This is a genomic window from Salinarimonas ramus, from assembly GCF_014645695.1.
GTDB lineage: Bacteria > Pseudomonadota > Alphaproteobacteria > Rhizobiales > Beijerinckiaceae > Salinarimonas > Salinarimonas ramus.
The window spans coordinates 420,412-434,023 of record NZ_BMMF01000005.1; the positions used below are offsets into that span (position 1 = coordinate 420,412).

13 protein-coding genes, 2 tRNA genes and 1 other annotated feature are annotated in these 13,612 nt (G+C 69.5%); of the genes, 9 read left to right on the plus strand and 6 right to left on the minus strand.

Annotated elements, in window-relative coordinates; translation table 11 throughout:
• Nucleotides 1–67 precede the first annotated feature (67 nt).
• Nucleotides 68–144: transfer RNA gene (locus IEX89_RS10965), tRNA-Arg, on the minus strand.
• Between the two features lie 121 nt (nt 145–265).
• On the opposite strand from IEX89_RS10965, the gene IEX89_RS10970 reads away from it, so the two are divergent.
• Together IEX89_RS10970 and IEX89_RS10975 are read left to right on the plus strand one after the other, a co-directional pair.
• A complete protein-coding gene (locus IEX89_RS10970; protein WP_188912696.1) occupies nt 266–1,879 on the plus strand; it encodes an amidohydrolase in 1,614 nt (537 codons plus the stop codon).
• A complete protein-coding gene (locus tag IEX89_RS10975; protein WP_188912698.1) occupies nt 1,876–2,661 on the plus strand; it encodes a TrmH family RNA methyltransferase in 786 nt (261 codons plus the stop codon). The genes IEX89_RS10970 and IEX89_RS10975 overlap by 4 nt, the downstream gene beginning before the upstream one ends.
• 20 nt (nt 2,662–2,681) lie before the next feature.
• Here the strand turns inward: IEX89_RS10975 and IEX89_RS10980 are convergent, their stop codons facing one another.
• Nucleotides 2,682–2,843 (minus strand): hypothetical protein, encoded by a 162-nt coding sequence (locus IEX89_RS10980; protein ID WP_188912699.1) that lies wholly within the window; start codon nt 2,841–2,843, stop codon nt 2,682–2,684.
• A gap of 242 nt (nt 2,844–3,085) precedes the next feature.
• Between IEX89_RS10980 and IEX89_RS10985 the strand changes: the two genes are divergently transcribed.
• Nucleotides 3,086–3,646, plus strand: a complete 561-nt coding sequence (locus IEX89_RS10985; protein ID WP_188912701.1) for a PAS domain-containing protein — start codon at nt 3,086–3,088, stop codon at nt 3,644–3,646.
• 21 nt (nt 3,647–3,667) lie between these two features.
• On the plus strand, nt 3,668–5,149 hold the full coding sequence (locus IEX89_RS10990) for a methyl-accepting chemotaxis protein (protein ID WP_188912703.1): 1,482 nt from the start codon (nt 3,668–3,670) through the stop codon (nt 5,147–5,149).
• 12 nt (nt 5,150–5,161) lie between these two features.
• Here IEX89_RS10990 and IEX89_RS10995 read toward each other — a convergent pair whose 3' ends face one another.
• The gene (locus IEX89_RS10995; protein ID WP_188912705.1) at nt 5,162–6,139 is read right to left on the minus strand and encodes a DMT family transporter; all 978 of its coding nucleotides are present in this window, start codon (nt 6,137–6,139) and stop codon (nt 5,162–5,164) included.
• A gap of 83 nt (nt 6,140–6,222) precedes the next feature.
• On the opposite strand from IEX89_RS10995, the gene IEX89_RS11000 reads away from it, so the two are divergent.
• Complete coding sequence (locus IEX89_RS11000; RefSeq protein WP_188912707.1) at nt 6,223–7,089, plus strand: glutamine amidotransferase-related protein; 867 nt, start codon at nt 6,223–6,225, stop codon at nt 7,087–7,089.
• Complete coding sequence (locus tag IEX89_RS11005; RefSeq protein WP_244645279.1) at nt 7,086–8,057, plus strand: class I SAM-dependent DNA methyltransferase; 972 nt, start codon at nt 7,086–7,088, stop codon at nt 8,055–8,057. The genes IEX89_RS11000 and IEX89_RS11005 overlap by 4 nt, the downstream gene beginning before the upstream one ends.
• Before the next feature lie 56 nt (nt 8,058–8,113).
• Here the strand turns inward: IEX89_RS11005 and IEX89_RS11010 are convergent, their stop codons facing one another.
• Complete coding sequence (locus IEX89_RS11010; protein WP_188912709.1) at nt 8,114–9,259, minus strand: ISAs1 family transposase; 1,146 nt, start codon at nt 9,257–9,259, stop codon at nt 8,114–8,116.
• Nucleotides 9,260–9,442: 183 nt separating this feature from the next.
• Here IEX89_RS11010 and IEX89_RS11015 point away from each other — a divergent pair.
• The 3 genes from IEX89_RS11015 to IEX89_RS11025 all read left to right on the plus strand — a co-directional run bounded on the left by IEX89_RS11015 (nt 9,443) and on the right by IEX89_RS11025 (nt 11,443).
• Nucleotides 9,443–9,532: transfer RNA gene (locus IEX89_RS11015), tRNA-Ser, on the plus strand.
• Between the two features lie 254 nt (nt 9,533–9,786).
• Nucleotides 9,787–11,021, plus strand: a protein-coding gene (locus IEX89_RS11020) for an IS3 family transposase (protein ID WP_444544457.1) whose coding sequence is annotated in 2 segments (ribosomal slippage) — nt 9,787–10,084 and nt 10,084–11,021 — 1,236 coding nt in all. Because the reading frame shifts where the segments join, the coding sequence is not laid out codon by codon here.
• Nucleotides 10,074–10,190: a sequence feature (AL1L pseudoknot), on the plus strand. (Overlaps the previous gene by 117 nt.)
• Nucleotides 11,022–11,143: 122 nt before the next feature.
• Nucleotides 11,144–11,443: a hypothetical protein gene (locus IEX89_RS11025; protein WP_188912713.1), complete on the plus strand. Its 300-nt coding sequence runs from the start codon at nt 11,144–11,146 to the stop codon at nt 11,441–11,443.
• 411 nt (nt 11,444–11,854) lie between these two features.
• Here the strand turns inward: IEX89_RS11025 and IEX89_RS24770 are convergent, their stop codons facing one another.
• Together IEX89_RS24770 and IEX89_RS11035 are read right to left on the minus strand one after the other, a co-directional pair.
• On the minus strand, nt 11,855–12,322 hold the full coding sequence (locus IEX89_RS24770) for a LysE family translocator (RefSeq protein WP_188912715.1): 468 nt from the start codon (nt 12,320–12,322) through the stop codon (nt 11,855–11,857).
• A gap of 63 nt (nt 12,323–12,385) precedes the next feature.
• Nucleotides 12,386–13,612: amidohydrolase (locus IEX89_RS11035; protein WP_210317615.1), on the minus strand; the 1,227-nt coding region annotated here is incomplete at its 5' end.

A 13,612-nucleotide genomic window follows, 5' to 3' on the forward strand; every position in this document is an offset into this window, starting at 1 on the left:
CTAGGCTCAGGACAGCGCAGAAGCCCGGATACCCCAAGCCCTATGCGATTCAAGTCCGAGAGGATCGTGGCGCGCCCGAGAGGATTCGAACCTCTGACCTTTGGAATCGGAATCCAACGCTCTATCCAGCTGAGCTACGGGCGCCTGCCGTGCGGCTTTGGTACCCGATCGGCGAAGGCCGGGCAAGAGGCGATGCGTGCGGCGATGCGCGTTGCGGCGGCTCGGGGGCGCGCTATACGGGGAGGCCCCGAGACGAGGACGCCCCATGCGCGACGCCCCTACCCTGATCCTGACGAACGGCCGCGTCTTCGCGGGGCTCGGCGAGGGCGTGCACGAAGCGATCGCCATCGCCGGAAACCGCGTGCTGGCGGTCGGCACCACGGGGGAGATCGCCGCGCTCGCCGGCCCCGCCACCCGCCGGATCGACCTCGCAGGGCGGCTCGCGACGCCGGGGCTCATCGACGCGCACATGCATCTCCTGCCGCTCGGCATGACCATGGTCGAGCTCGACCTGACGCCGCAGGCGGCGCCGACGCTCGAGGCGCTGCTCAAGCGCATCGCGGCGCGCGCGGCGGAGCTTCCGAAGGGCGCCTGGATCCTGGCGCGCGGCTACGACCAGGCGCGCCTCGACGTCGGGCGCCATCCCACGCGCGACGAGCTCGACCGCGCGGCCCCCGATCACCCGGCTTACGTGGTGCGCGCCTGCGGGCACGTGGCGATCTGCAACTCGGCCGCCCTCGCGCTGGCGGGGCTCGACGAGACCAGCGTCGCGCCCCAGGGCGGGCTCATCGAGACGGACGCGCGGGGGCGTCTCACGGGCCTCCTCGCCGAGACCGCGCGCGATCCCGTGCGCGCCGCGATCCCCGCGCCGACGCGCGAGGAACTCGTCGCCGCCATCGAGCGCGCAGGGCGCGCCTGCCTCGCCCACGGGATCGTCGGCGTGATGGACGCGGCGGTCGGCATGCGCGCGGGGCTCGCCGAGCTCGACGCCTACGACGCGGCCCATGCGGCGGGGCGGCTTCCGGTGCGGGTCTCGCAATGCCTGCTCGGCGGACCCGGCGGCATCGCCGAGGCGGCGTACGACGCCGGCTGGCGGCCGGGGCGGGGCGATACGCGGCTCATGGCCAAGCAGGTGAAGATCTTCACGGACGGCAGCGCCGGCGGGCGCACCGCCGCGATGACGCAGCCCTATCTCGGCACGCCCGAGACGCGCGGGCTCCTGTCGCTCACCGATGCCGAGATGCGCGACCATACCCGCCGCTATCACGAGCAGGGCTGGCAGCTCGCCGTCCACGCCATCGGCGACGCCGCCATCGACCAGACGCTCGACGCCATGGAGGCGGCGCTCGCGGGCGCGCCCGATCCGGACCGGCGCCACCGCATCGAGCATTGCGGCTTCGTGCGCCCGGACCAGACGGCGCGCATGGCGCGGCTCCGCATCGAGCCGGTGCCGCAGCCGGTCTTCCTGCACGATTTCGGCGATCTCTACGTCGAGGTTCTGGGCGAGGCGCGCGCGGCGCCCTCCTACCCGACCCGCACCTGGATCGAGGCCGGCCTCCATCCCGCCGCCTCCTCGGACGCGCCGGTCTGCGCGCTCGATCCGCGGCTCTCGCTCGAGGCGATGATCACCCGGCGCACGCGCACCGGGCGCGTGCTCGACGAGGGCGAGCGCGTCTCGCCGGAGGTGGCGCTCGCGGCCTTCACCGAGTACGGCGCCTTCGTCGAGAAGGAGGAGGCGGCGCGCGGGCGCCTGGCGCCCGGCATGCTGGCCGACATCGCCGTGTTCACGCACGACTTCCTCGCCGAGCCGGACCGCGTACGCGACACCGCCTGCACGATGGCCATCGTCGACGGCGCGATCGCCCACGAGGCGGCATGATCGCGATCACCGACGCCGACGACCCGCGCATCGCCGATTACCGCGCGGTGCGCGAGCGCGACCTCGTCGGGCGCATGGGTCGCTTCGTGATCGAGGGCGAGGTGGTGCTGCGCCTCGCCGTCGCGCGCGGGCGCTTCCCGCTGGCTTCCGCGCTCCTGTCCGAGAAGCGGGCCGGTCTCGCCGAGACGATCCCCGCCGGCGTGCCCGTCTACGTGGCGCCGCAGGCCGTGATGGACTCCGTCACGGGCTTTCCGATCCATCGCGGCGTGCTGGCCGTCGGTGTGCGCGGGGACGCGCCCGATCCGCGCGCGCTGCTCGCCGCCCTCCCGCCGCGGGCTCTCGTCGTCGCCCTGGTGGGGCTGACGAACCACGACAACGTGGGCGGCATCTTCCGCAACGCCGCCGCCTTCGGCGCGGACGCGGTGATCCTCGACGGGGAGACCTGCGATCCGCTCTATCGCAAGGCGATCCGCGTCTCCGCCGGCGGCGCCCTCGTCGTGCCCTTCGCCCGCGCCGGCGATCCGTCGGCGCTCCTCGATCTCCTGGAGGAGGCTGGCTTCACGTCGCTCGCGCTCTCGCCGCGGGGCGCGGACACCTTCGCGACGCTCCGGCCCCCCGCCCGTGCCGCGCTCGTGCTCGGCACGGAAGGTCCGGGCCTGCCCGACGCCGTCATGTCCCGCGCGCGGACGCTGCGCATCGCCATGGCGGGCGAGTTCGACAGCCTCAACGTCGCCGTGACGAGCGGCATCGCGCTGCACGCGCTGGCGGGGCTCGACGGCTGAGCCCGCCGGGCTCCCGATCCTCAGCGGATGGTGTTGAGCAGGTGGCGCATGCTGGACAGGGCGTCCGAGCCGGCGACGCGGTCGAGGTTCTCCCGGAAGGCGTGGGCGTTCGACCGGATCTCCGCCGAGAGCGTCTTCAGCTCGAGCAGCGACGCCGAGATCGCGATCGAGCGTGCACGCATACGCGCAGTCTTGTCAGCCTTGGCAACCATTGGAATGCTCCCGATCCGAGTGGTCGTACGTCTTTCTACGCAGCAATGTCTTTATTGTCGGTGAATTGGCAGCGACCAAGTCGACGCAAGCGCCCGTATTACCAGCTTGCGGAAGGGGTTTATGCCTAATTAAGAGTTTTTACAGCAGAACTACGTGCAAAGGGGCCGTTCGTTTAAGCTGACGTTAAGGGATCATGCATGAGGATTCGTGCATGACCATATTCGACCTCATGAACCTCATCGACCGGATGCGCGACACCGCGATCGTCGTCACGGACGCCGATCTCGACGCTCCCGGCCCGACGATCCGCTACGTCAACGACGCCTTCGTCGCGATGTCCGGGCTCGCGCGCGAGCTGGCGATCGGACGCAGCCCGCGGCTTCTGCAGGGGCGCGACACAGACCGCCGCCATACCCACGCCCTGGGCGCGAGCCTGCGTGAGGGCCGGGCCTGCCGGGACGTGCTCTTGAACTACCGCGCCGACGGCTCGCCTTATCTCTGCGCCGTCGAGATCCATCCGGTGCACGACGGCGAGGGCCGGATCACGAGCTTCGCCGCCTTCGAGATGGAGGTGGAGCGCCGCCGCGGTCGCCCCAGCGCCGAGCCTTTCGGACGCTGGCGCCGGGTGGTCTCCACGGCGCTCTTCGCGAGCGAGGTCGTCCCCGGCCTCCATTTCGGGCGCGCGGGCCACGCGCCCGGGAGCGGATTCGCTCGAGGCAGCGGCTTCGGATCCGCCCCCGCCCGCACGAGCGCCGTCCCCGTCAGACACTGATCCCCGCCGGAGAGCATCACGATGTTCGCCCTCAAGACCAAGCCCGCCTTCTCGTCCTCGCTCGGTGTCGACGCCCGCTACGTCCTGGACGGGCTGCCCCAGGCGGTGATGCTCTGCGAGGTGCCGAGCTTCGAGATCATCTACGCCAACGACGCCTCGCGTCAGCTCCTGCGCGAGATCGCGCACGAGCTGAACATCGACGTCGAGAAGATCGTCGGGCTCTCCATCGACGTGTTCCACAAGCACCCGGAGCATCAGCGCAAGCTCCTCTCGGACCCGAGCCGCCTTCCGCATACGGCGAACATCAAGCTCGGCAGCGAGCGCCTGTCGCTCCACATCGCCCCGGTCTTCGACGCGCGCGGGCGCTATACCCATGCGACGCTGACCTGGAACGTCGTGACGAAGATCCTGGAGAAGGAGGCGCAGACGCAGCGCCTCCTGCAGATGATCGACGAGATGCCGATCGCGGTGATGACCTGCGATCCCGTCGACTTCAAGATCAACTACCTCAACAAGACCAGCCGCGAGACCTTGAAGAAGATCGAGCAGCATCTGCCGATCAAGATCGACCAGATGATGGGCTCGACCGTCGACGTGTTCCACAAGAACCCGGCCCACCAGCACGGCATCCTGCGCGATCCCGCGCGCCTGCCGATGAACTCCAACATCCGCGTCGGGCCGGAGACCTTGAACCTGAAGGTCACGGCGATCCGCAATTCCGATGGCGCCTATCTCGGGCCGATGGTCTCCTGGTCGATCATCTCCGACAACGTGCGCCTCGCCGAGAGCGTCACGCACGCGGTGGAGCAGATGGCGGGCTCCTCCGCCTCCATGGCGCACTCGGCCTCCTCCATGGCGGAGATCGCCGAGCGGGCGCAGGCCATGGCGTCCTCGGTCTCGGCGGCGACGGAGGAGCTGGCCGCCTCCATCGGCGAGATCGCGGGGCAGGTGACGAGTGCGACCGAGCTCGCCCGAAACGCCACCTCCCAGGCGACGGGCGCGGACGGGCTCGTCAAGCGCCTGGCGGAGGCCGCGGCCTCCATCGGCGGCATCACCGAGGTGATCCAGACCATCGCCGCGCAGACGAACCTGCTCGCGCTCAACGCCACGATCGAGGCGGCGCGGGCGGGCGAGGCCGGCAAGGGCTTCGCGGTGGTCGCAGCCGAGGTGAAGCAGCTCGCCACCCAGACCGCCAAGGCGACGGACGAGATCAAGGAGCGCATCGCCGGGATCCAGGCGATGACCGGCGAGACCGTCGACGTGATCGGCTCCGTGCGCGACCAGATCGCGACGCTGAGCGAGACCTCCGACCAGATCGCCGCGGCGGTGGAGGAGCAGTCCGTCGCCGTGCGCGAGATCACGTCCAACATGACGGGCGTGTCCGACGCGGCCGCCGAGACCGGGCGTGCGGCATCCTCCGTCAGCCGGGTCTCGAGCGATCTCGACGGCCAGACGGCGCAGCTCTCCTCGGAGGTGCAGAGCTACATCGACCGGGCGCGCTGACGGGCGAACCCGTCAGCGCCGCGCGCCGGCGGTGCTCTCGACCTTCCCCTTGCCGCGCTCCGCCAGCGCGATGCCGCCGAGCACGAGGGCGAGCGCCACCGCGTGGTAGAGGTGGAAGGGTTCCGAGAGGATCGCCACCGCCAGCATCGCGCCGAAGACGGGCACGAGATTGACGAAGAGCCCGGCGCGGCCGGGCCCGATCAGCTCGACGCCGCGCATGAAGAAGAGCTGCGCGATGAGCGAGGGAAAGACCGCGACGAAGGCGAGGATGGCGAGGCCCGTCGGCCCGGGCCAGATCACGCTGCCGGTCGTGACCTCGAAGGCGAGCAGCGGCAGCGAGGCCAGGAAGGCCACCGCCGCCATCGCCGTGAAGAACGCGAGCTGCGGCATCGCCGGGCGCGAGCGCAGCGCCAGCGTGTAGCCGGCATAGGCGAGCCCCGCCGCCATCATCAGCACGTCGCCCGGATTGAAGGAGAGCGAGAGCAGCGTCGCGAGGCTGCCCTGCGCGGCAACGGTGGCGACGCCGGCGAGCGTCACCAGCATGCCCGCGACCTGGAGCGTCGTGATGCGCGTGCCGTAGACGACGAGCGCGCCGACGAGCACGACGACCGGGATGCCGCCCTGGATGATCGTCAGGTTCACCGCGCTCGTATAGTGCGCGGCCGCGTAGAGCAGCGCGTTGAAGGAGGTGAAGCCCGCCACGGCCATCAGCGCGATGCGCCGCCAATGGGCGCGGATCGTCGCCTCGTGGGCGCGCAGGTCGCGCCAGGCGAGCGGCACCAGGATCGTGACGACGCACAGCCAGCGCAGGGCGGTGAGCGCCATGGGGGAGACCTCGCCCACGGCGAGGCGTCCCGCCACCGCGTTGCCGCCCCAGGACAGGGCCGTGATCGTCAGGAAGAGATAGGCCTGGGACGTTGCGCCGGCCGGCAGGCGCGGCGTCTTCGCCGCAGGCGCCTGCGGCTGGTTTCGCTTGCGGGCGTCCGCCATTGCGTTATGTCACCGCGATCTCGTCTCGGGCTCCCGGAGCACCGAGGCGTCCGGCTCGTGGAACCCTCGAGGGCACCCCGTCCATGGCTCTAAGGTTTCTCGTCGTCGAGGGCAACGTGCGCGCAGACCGCGAGACGCACAGACGGGATTTCGGAAAGACCTTCGGCGAGAGCTACGCGGCCCTCGTGGAGGCGCTCGCACCGCGGGGCGCCGCCTGCGACATCGCGCATCCGGCGGACGAGGGGGCGAACCTGCCGGGTCCCGATGGGCTCGAGGGCTACGACGGCGTCTTCCTCACGGGGTCGGCGCTCAACCTCTACGACGGCGGCCCCGCGATCGCGCGCCAGATCGAGCTGATGCGCGCCGTCTACGCCTCGGGCACGCCGGCCTTCGGCTCGTGCTGGGGCATCCAGGTCGGCGCCGCCGCGGCCGGCGGCGTCGTGGCGCGCAATCCCGCCGGGCGCGAGGTCGGCTTCGCCCGGCGCATCGTGCCGACCGCCGCCGGCGCCGAGCATCCGCTCCTCGCGGGCCGCCCCGCTTCATACGACGCGCCGGCGATCCATCTCGACATCGTCGAGACGGCGTCCGAGGGTACGACGATCCTCGCCGCGAACGCCATGGCCGGCATCCAGGCCGCCGAGATCCGCCACGATGGCGGGCTCTTCTGGGGCGTGCAGTACCATCCCGAATTCTCGCTGGGCGAGCTCGCCGCGATCCTCGATCGCTACGGCGAGCGCCTGGTGCAGGACGGCCTGTGCGCCGATCTCGGCGCCGCCGCGAGCTACGTCGCCGACCTGCGCGCGCTCGACGCCGATCCCGGCCGGCGCGATCTCGCCTGGCGGCACGGCCTCGACGCGGAGATCCTCGATCCGCGGCGGCGCACCCGCGAGATCACGAACTTCATCGAGCGGGTCGTCCTGCCCGCGAAAAGCGCGCGGGGGCGGGCGTGACCGCGCCGCTGCCGCTCTCGGAGGCCGCACGCGTGACGGCGCGCCCGCTCCTCGTCCATCGCTCCACCGGCGACATTCTCGCGGATCGCCGCTACGCCTATGCCGCGGGCTATCTCGAGGACGGCGATCTCGCCGCCGCCGCCGATCTCGCGGCCCAGGCGCTGGAGCGCGCCCCCGGCTTCGCGCCCGCATGGGCGCTGCTCGGCGAGGCGCTCGCGGCGCAGGGCGACGTCGAAGGCGCGATCGCGGCGCTCGAGCGCGCGCGCACGCTCGAGCCCGAGGACGCGCTCGGCGTCGGCGTCACGCTGGCGCGGCTCGGTGCGCTCCCGGCCGCCGACGCCATCGCCGAGGGCTACGTGCGCGCCCTCTTCGACAGCTACGCCGAGCGCTTCGACGAGCATCTCACCGGCGATCTCGGCTATCGCGGCCCACAGCTCCTGCGCGACGCGCTCGACCGCCACGCGCCCGGGCGTCGCTTCGCGCACGCCCTCGATCTCGGCTGCGGCACGGGGCTGATGGGCGAGGCGATCCGCGACCGCGTGGCGCGTCTCGCCGGCTGCGACCTCGCGCCGGCCATGGTGGAGAAGGCCCGCGAGAAGGGCGTCTACGACGCGCTCGACGTGGCCGAGCTCACCGCCTGGCTCGACGGCATGGCGCCCGCCTCGATCGACCTGATGCTCGCCGCCGACGTCCTCGTCTACGTGGGCGATCCGGTCCACGTCCTGGCCGCGGCGGGCGCGGCGCTCGCCGAGGGCGGGCTCTTCGCCTTCTCCGTGCAGGCGCTCGACGAGGAGATCGCGGGGGAGGGCTACGCCATCGGCGCGGACGCGCGCTTCTCCCATTCCGCCCGCTTCCTGCGCGCGCGCGCCGCCGGCGCGGGGCTGCGCGTCGTCGCCATCGAGCCCGCGACGACACGCTGCGACGCCGGCGTCCCCGTGCCCGGCCACCTCGTCGTCCTCGCCCGCTGAGAGTGGCGCGGGCGGCGGCCGAGCCGGGCGCGCGCGCTCACGCCAGGGGAATCGCTTCAGGTTAACGGCGGGGCCTGACGAACGAGCGCCTCCATGTAATCCTCGTCGATTGCGGCGATCTTCTTGCGGACCTTGAGGGAGTGCTTGTCCTTCGGGTTCCGGAGCATGTTCATGGCCATGTGCTTGACGATGGCCATGTTTTGCGGCCCGTGACCGGTTCTCAGCCGGGCGAGGTCGTCGTGGAAGACGACGTCGAGGACCCAGTGGAGGCGGTTTTCGACGCCCCAATGCGCGCGCACGGCGGCGGCGAAGGTCTTGGCGTCGAGGAGGGCGGAGGAGAGGTAGTATCGCCTCTCGACGCGCGGCTTTCCGGCCTGCTCGACGCGGCTCTCGACCATGGCGATGGCGGCGAGGTGGGGGAAGCTCGGCTCGTCGGGGTAGCGTCGGTCGGACACGAGCCAGGCGACGTCGTGGCAGACGCTGTGGCGGCGTTCCTCGATGCGGCCGAGATCGCCGTCGACGGTGACGTGCGTGTCGAAGGCGATCTCGGGCGGTGGATTGGCGAAGAAGTCGACGACGTCGGCATGAGTGGCCGGCCGGTTCCCCTTGAGCGCGAGCAGGTAGTCACCGCCCCGCTTCACGATGGTGTTCGCGATCTGCGCCTGGGTTCCCATGGCGTCGATGGTGACGATGGCTCCGGTGAGTTCGAGGCGCTCGAGCAGCAGCGGGATGGCCGTGATCTCGTTGGACTTGTCCGCGACCGCCTCCTGGCCGAGCACCAGGCGCTGACGCGTCGCCCAGGCGGAGACGAGATGCAGCGGCTCGCGGCCCCGGCCGCGCGCATGGGTGCGCCGCGAGGTCTTGCCGTCGATGGCGATGACCTCCTTCTCGTCGTCGCGTAGCGTGGACACCCACTCCAGGAAGCAGGCCTTGAACAGCTCGGGGTCGATCGCATTGAAGATGTCGTTGAGCGTATCGTGAGAGGGGATTCCGCGCTCGAACGACAGGAAACGACGCAGAAACGCCAGCCGGAGCTCGCCCCACGCGCGGATCTCGACGAAATCCTCCATGCCCGCGATGGTGCCGCACAGGACGAGAAGCAGGATCTCTCGGAACGGATAGGCCACCTTGCAGGACTGACGAGGGTCCTTCAGTGCGGAAAAGTGGTCGAGTAGCGAGCGGGTGAGAAAGGGCTCGGACATGGCAGGCTCCGAATCACGGGAGCCCTCCAGGAATCACGCCACGTCAAGAGATGCACGCCCGTTAACCTGAGGCGATTGCCCTAGCGCTCACGCAAGATCCCCTTGCCGCCCCCGCGCCCCCGTGCTATCGCGTCCGCCACCGCTCACGGGACCGGGCTCTCGCCCGACGTCCCACCTCGGTTCGGAGAGGTGGCAGAGTGGTTGAATGCACCGCACTCGAAATGCGGCATACGGGCAACCGTATCGGGGGTTCGAATCCCCCCCTCTCCGCCACGACGACCTCGAAAGTGTTGTCGGCCAACAGGTCCGCTGCGTAGCTTGGCCTTCGGGTCGCCTTTGTGCTGCGCAAAGGTGCTACACAGTCACTCCCCCCACGGCATCGCCTCAAAAGCATCCCAGGACCAACATCTACTGGTTTCGCAAGCGCGTGTCCGAGCGCCTTTCGGGCTATCGAGCATTCTCATCGCCGAGGCGTTTGAACCGCGCCGGGTTTGCCGGAGACCCCAACGTTTGGAAGGATGGGGTCCATGGAAGGCAAGAAGATCACGAAGTCGTACCCACCCGAGCTGCGCGAGCGCGCGGTCAGGCTGGTGCGCGAGCACGAGGGGGCGCACGCCTCGCAATGGGCGGCGATCCGCTCGGTGGCCGAGAAGGTGGGCTGTAACGCGGAGACGCTTCGTCTCTGGGTTCGCCAGGACGAGCATGACGCAGGGCGCCGCGGCGGCCTCACGAGCGACGAGCGATCCAGGCTGAAGGCGCTCGAGCGCGAGGTTCGCGAGCTGCGCCAGGCGAACGAGATACTCAGGAAGGCTTCGGCTTATTTCGCGATGGCGGAGCTCGACCGCCGGTCGAAGACATGATCGCGTTCGTCGACGATCATCGAGGTGCGTACGGAGTCGAGCCGATCTGCCGCGAGCTGCCGATCGCCCCGTCGACCTACTATGCGCATCTCGCCCGCCGTGCGGATCCGACGAAGGCCTCCGCGCGTGCCCGAGCCGACGCCGTTCTGCGAGGCCACATCCGCAGGGTCTGGGAGGAGAACTTCCGTGTCTACGGCGTCCGCAAGATCTGGCGCCAGCTCGCCCGCGAGGGCATCCGCGCGGCCCGTTGCACGGTGGCGCGGCTGATGCGCCAGATGGGCGTCCAGGGCATTGTCAGGGGAGCTCGCGTGAGGACCACGGTCAGCAACAAATCGGCGGCTTGCCCCCTCGACCGGGTGAACCGGAACTTCCGTGCTCCGAACCCGAACGCGCTCTGGCTGTCGGACTTCACCTACGTCGCGACCTGGAACGGCTTCGTTTACGTCGCCTTCGTGATCGACGCCTTCGCGCGCCGGATCGTCGGCTGGCGCGTCTCGCAGACCGCGCATGCCGGCTTCGTGCTCGACGCGCTGGAGCAGGCGTTGCACGCCCGCCGGCCGACCGAACAAAGCCGCCTCGTCCATCACAGTGACAGAGGGGTTCAATACGTGTCCATAAAGTACAGCGAGCGGCTCGCCGAGGCCGGCATCGTGCCCTCCGTCGGCAGCGTCGGCGACAGCTACGACAATGCTCTGGCCGAAAGCGTCATAGGGCTGTTCAAGACCGAGGTGATCCGCCACCTCGGCCCTTGGCGCAACATCGACGCCGTCGAGTTCGCCACCCTCGAGTGGGTCGACTGGTTCAACCATCGCCGCTTGCTCGAGCCGATCGGCAGCATCCCGCCTGCCGAGGCGGAAGCCCGCTACTACGCCACGCTGGAAGACCAGGCCGAGGCCGCGTAGCTACTCAAAGCAACCGGTCTCCGGCAAACCCGGCGCGGTTCAGTTTTCGGGCTCGACACCGTGGCGGCTGAAACATTGAGCACGCTTGGCTCTGGCTCCGCCGGCACGTGTACCACACGTTCATGTTCGCCTGCGAACCCTTCGCTGTACAATATCCCGATCGCTGCAGGAGCGTCGAGGGAAAGCTGATCGAGGACGCCGTCGAAGAGCTTTCCGCCGCGGCGACGTCCGGCTCCTGGTCCGGAACGGCCGGCGAGCCGATGCCCCGCGACCTCGAGACACGCGAAGCCGCGCGGAGGGTGCTCGCCGGGCTGTCGCGGCTGTCGCCGGCCTGTGCGCTCTACGCGGAGGTACTGAAGGACGCGGAGCGCCGGATCGCCCGGTCCATCGAGGAGGGGAAGCGGCTGGACGAGGAGGACTGAAGCCGTGCCTGAAGTCCGCGGGCAGGGTGATGATGGCGGAGGCTCACCGGCGCGGGGGTGAAAGTCCCTACTGATGTCCGAACTTCCCTGAGAGCTCTCGTCGTGCGCGGGGATGATGCGCAGTGTGGAAGAGACGGTCGAGGACCGGCGGTGGGAACCGCGGATATACCGCGCCCGGCCGCGCGATCAGCGAAGTACCGCAATGCGAATTCCCAGGGCGATCAGAAGGCCGCAAATGAGGAGGTCGATCGCGCGTCTCGACCGCTCGTACGCGCGGCGCACTGCGCCTACGCCGAATAACGTCGCGACCGAGACCCACCAAAGCGTCGAGACCAGCAGCGCAACCGCGACGCCCGCGGCGAAGAGATCGAGCGGAGCATGCGGAGGAATCATGACCACGAAGAGGCTGGATTAGTAGGCGACTGACTTCGGGTTCGTCATGTTCGTCACGAAGCCCGCCCGAACCGCCTCCCAAGCCGTGAGCCGATCGAGATCAGCGGATGCCGGCTTGCCGTATGTCTTGCGTACGGCGCCGAGGAGTATCTTTCCGCCGAGCCAGATCAGGTAAGCAGCGGATGCGTACTGCATTGCCGCGTAGAGGTTCGGATAGCTGGTTAGAAGGACGCGGAGCCCGAGGGTGGCCATGAGTGCCCATGTTACGCGGGCAGCCAGTATCCCACTCACGGCAAGGAGCCCATACGTACGGGACCTGCTGATCGAATAATTGGTGACGATGATGAAATTCGGTCCGGGACTGGCCGCAGCGAAGAATTGAACTGCAGCTATACCGAGCAGAATTTGAGTATAAGCCCATCTTCGCGGCCTCCAGGATGTTGCAGGTGTAGTATGACACCGACTGCAAGGCAATCGATCATGCAAGCGATCTTTTGAACAATTTTTAGTTTCAATTATGAGAGATCGACCCGGCCATCTCGCGCAACGTCATGCTCGGACGACGCTCCCCTCCACGGCGAGCTCTCGCTCGGCGATGCAGGCCAACAGGGCGGCCCCCGGCGGGATCAGGCGGTCGTCGAAATCATAGTTCGGGCTGTGGAGGCTCGCCGACCCCGTTCGACCCTGTCCGAGCCAGACATACGCGCCGGGCCGCTCACGGAGGAGAAAGGCGAAGTCCTCACCCGCGGTGCTCGGCTTGACGCCGCTCCTGCAGCTCCGGGCGCCGAATACGTCCGCTCCCGCCTCCAGAGCAATGCCGGCTTCCCGCGGGTGATTGATCGTCGCGGGGTACCAGCGTGCATATTCGAGCGCTCCCGAGACGCCGAGCCCCTCACACGTATGCGCGACCACCCTGCCCATGAGAGACTCGATCGCCTCCTGGACATCCGGTGAATAGGTACGGACCGTGCCGATGAGGTCGGCCCGGGCGGGCATGACACTGTGCTGGCGCATGCTGCCGGCCTGAATAGCGCCGAAGCTGACCACGGCGGCCTCGAAGGGATCGACGTGGCGTGCGACGATGCTCTGAACGCCCACCACAACCTGTGCAGCGGCGAGGATCGCGTCGGCGCCGAGATGCGGCATGCCGCCGTGCCCCCCGGAGCCTGCGACGGTGATCCTAAAGTGGTCCGCCGCGGCCATCATCGGTCCCGGGTTGACCGCCATCTCGCCGGACGGGATCCATGGGGCGTTGTGGATGGCGTAGACGGCCTCCAGGGGGAAGCGGGTCAGCAGACCGTCGTCGATCATCGCCTTCGCGCCCGCGCCGCCCTCCTCGGCGGGTTGAAAGACGAAGCACACCGTTCCCGCGAAGTCGCGCGTGGTCGCGAGATAGCTCGCGGCCGCGAGAAGGATCGCCACGTGGCCGTCATGTCCGCAGGCGTGCATGAGGCCCGGACGCCGCGAGGCCCAAGGCAGTCCCGTCGTCTCGTCGAGCGCGAGGCAATCGAGCTCCGCACGGAGGCCGATGCATCGTCCGGCCCCGACCTTCCTGCCCGCGACGACGCCGACGACGCCCGTGCCTCCGATGCCGGTGTGCACTTCGTCGACGCCGCTGGCGTGCAGGTGCTCCGCCACCAGCTTCGCCGTCTCGTGCTCTTCGTATCCCGGGATCATGTCCCGAGGCGTGGTGTAGCTGACGCGGTGCCATGGACGATCCTGGGCGTGGCCGGATCGTTCGTCAGGGCTCCATCGCTGGCAGGCTGACGGCGGGAT

Excerpts from the sequence above, each read along its gene's own strand:
- IEX89_RS10970 (WP_188912696.1), top strand. The coding sequence starts at position 266 with ATGCGCGACGCCCCTACCCTGATCCTGACGAACGGCCGCGTCTTCGCG.
- IEX89_RS10975 (WP_188912698.1), top strand. The coding sequence starts at position 1,876 with ATGATCGCGATCACCGACGCCGACGACCCGCGCATCGCCGATTACCGC.
- IEX89_RS10980 (WP_188912699.1), bottom strand. The coding sequence starts at position 2,843 with ATGCGTGCACGCTCGATCGCGATCTCGGCGTCGCTGCTCGAGCTGAAG.
- IEX89_RS10985 (WP_188912701.1), top strand. The coding sequence starts at position 3,086 with ATGACCATATTCGACCTCATGAACCTCATCGACCGGATGCGCGACACC.
- IEX89_RS10990 (WP_188912703.1), top strand. The coding sequence starts at position 3,668 with ATGTTCGCCCTCAAGACCAAGCCCGCCTTCTCGTCCTCGCTCGGTGTC.
- IEX89_RS10995 (WP_188912705.1), bottom strand. The coding sequence starts at position 6,139 with ATGGCGGACGCCCGCAAGCGAAACCAGCCGCAGGCGCCTGCGGCGAAG.
- IEX89_RS11000 (WP_188912707.1), top strand. The coding sequence starts at position 6,223 with ATGGCTCTAAGGTTTCTCGTCGTCGAGGGCAACGTGCGCGCAGACCGC.
- IEX89_RS11010 (WP_188912709.1), bottom strand. The coding sequence starts at position 9,259 with ATGTCCGAGCCCTTTCTCACCCGCTCGCTACTCGACCACTTTTCCGCA.
- IEX89_RS11025 (WP_188912713.1), top strand. The coding sequence starts at position 11,144 with ATGTTCGCCTGCGAACCCTTCGCTGTACAATATCCCGATCGCTGCAGG.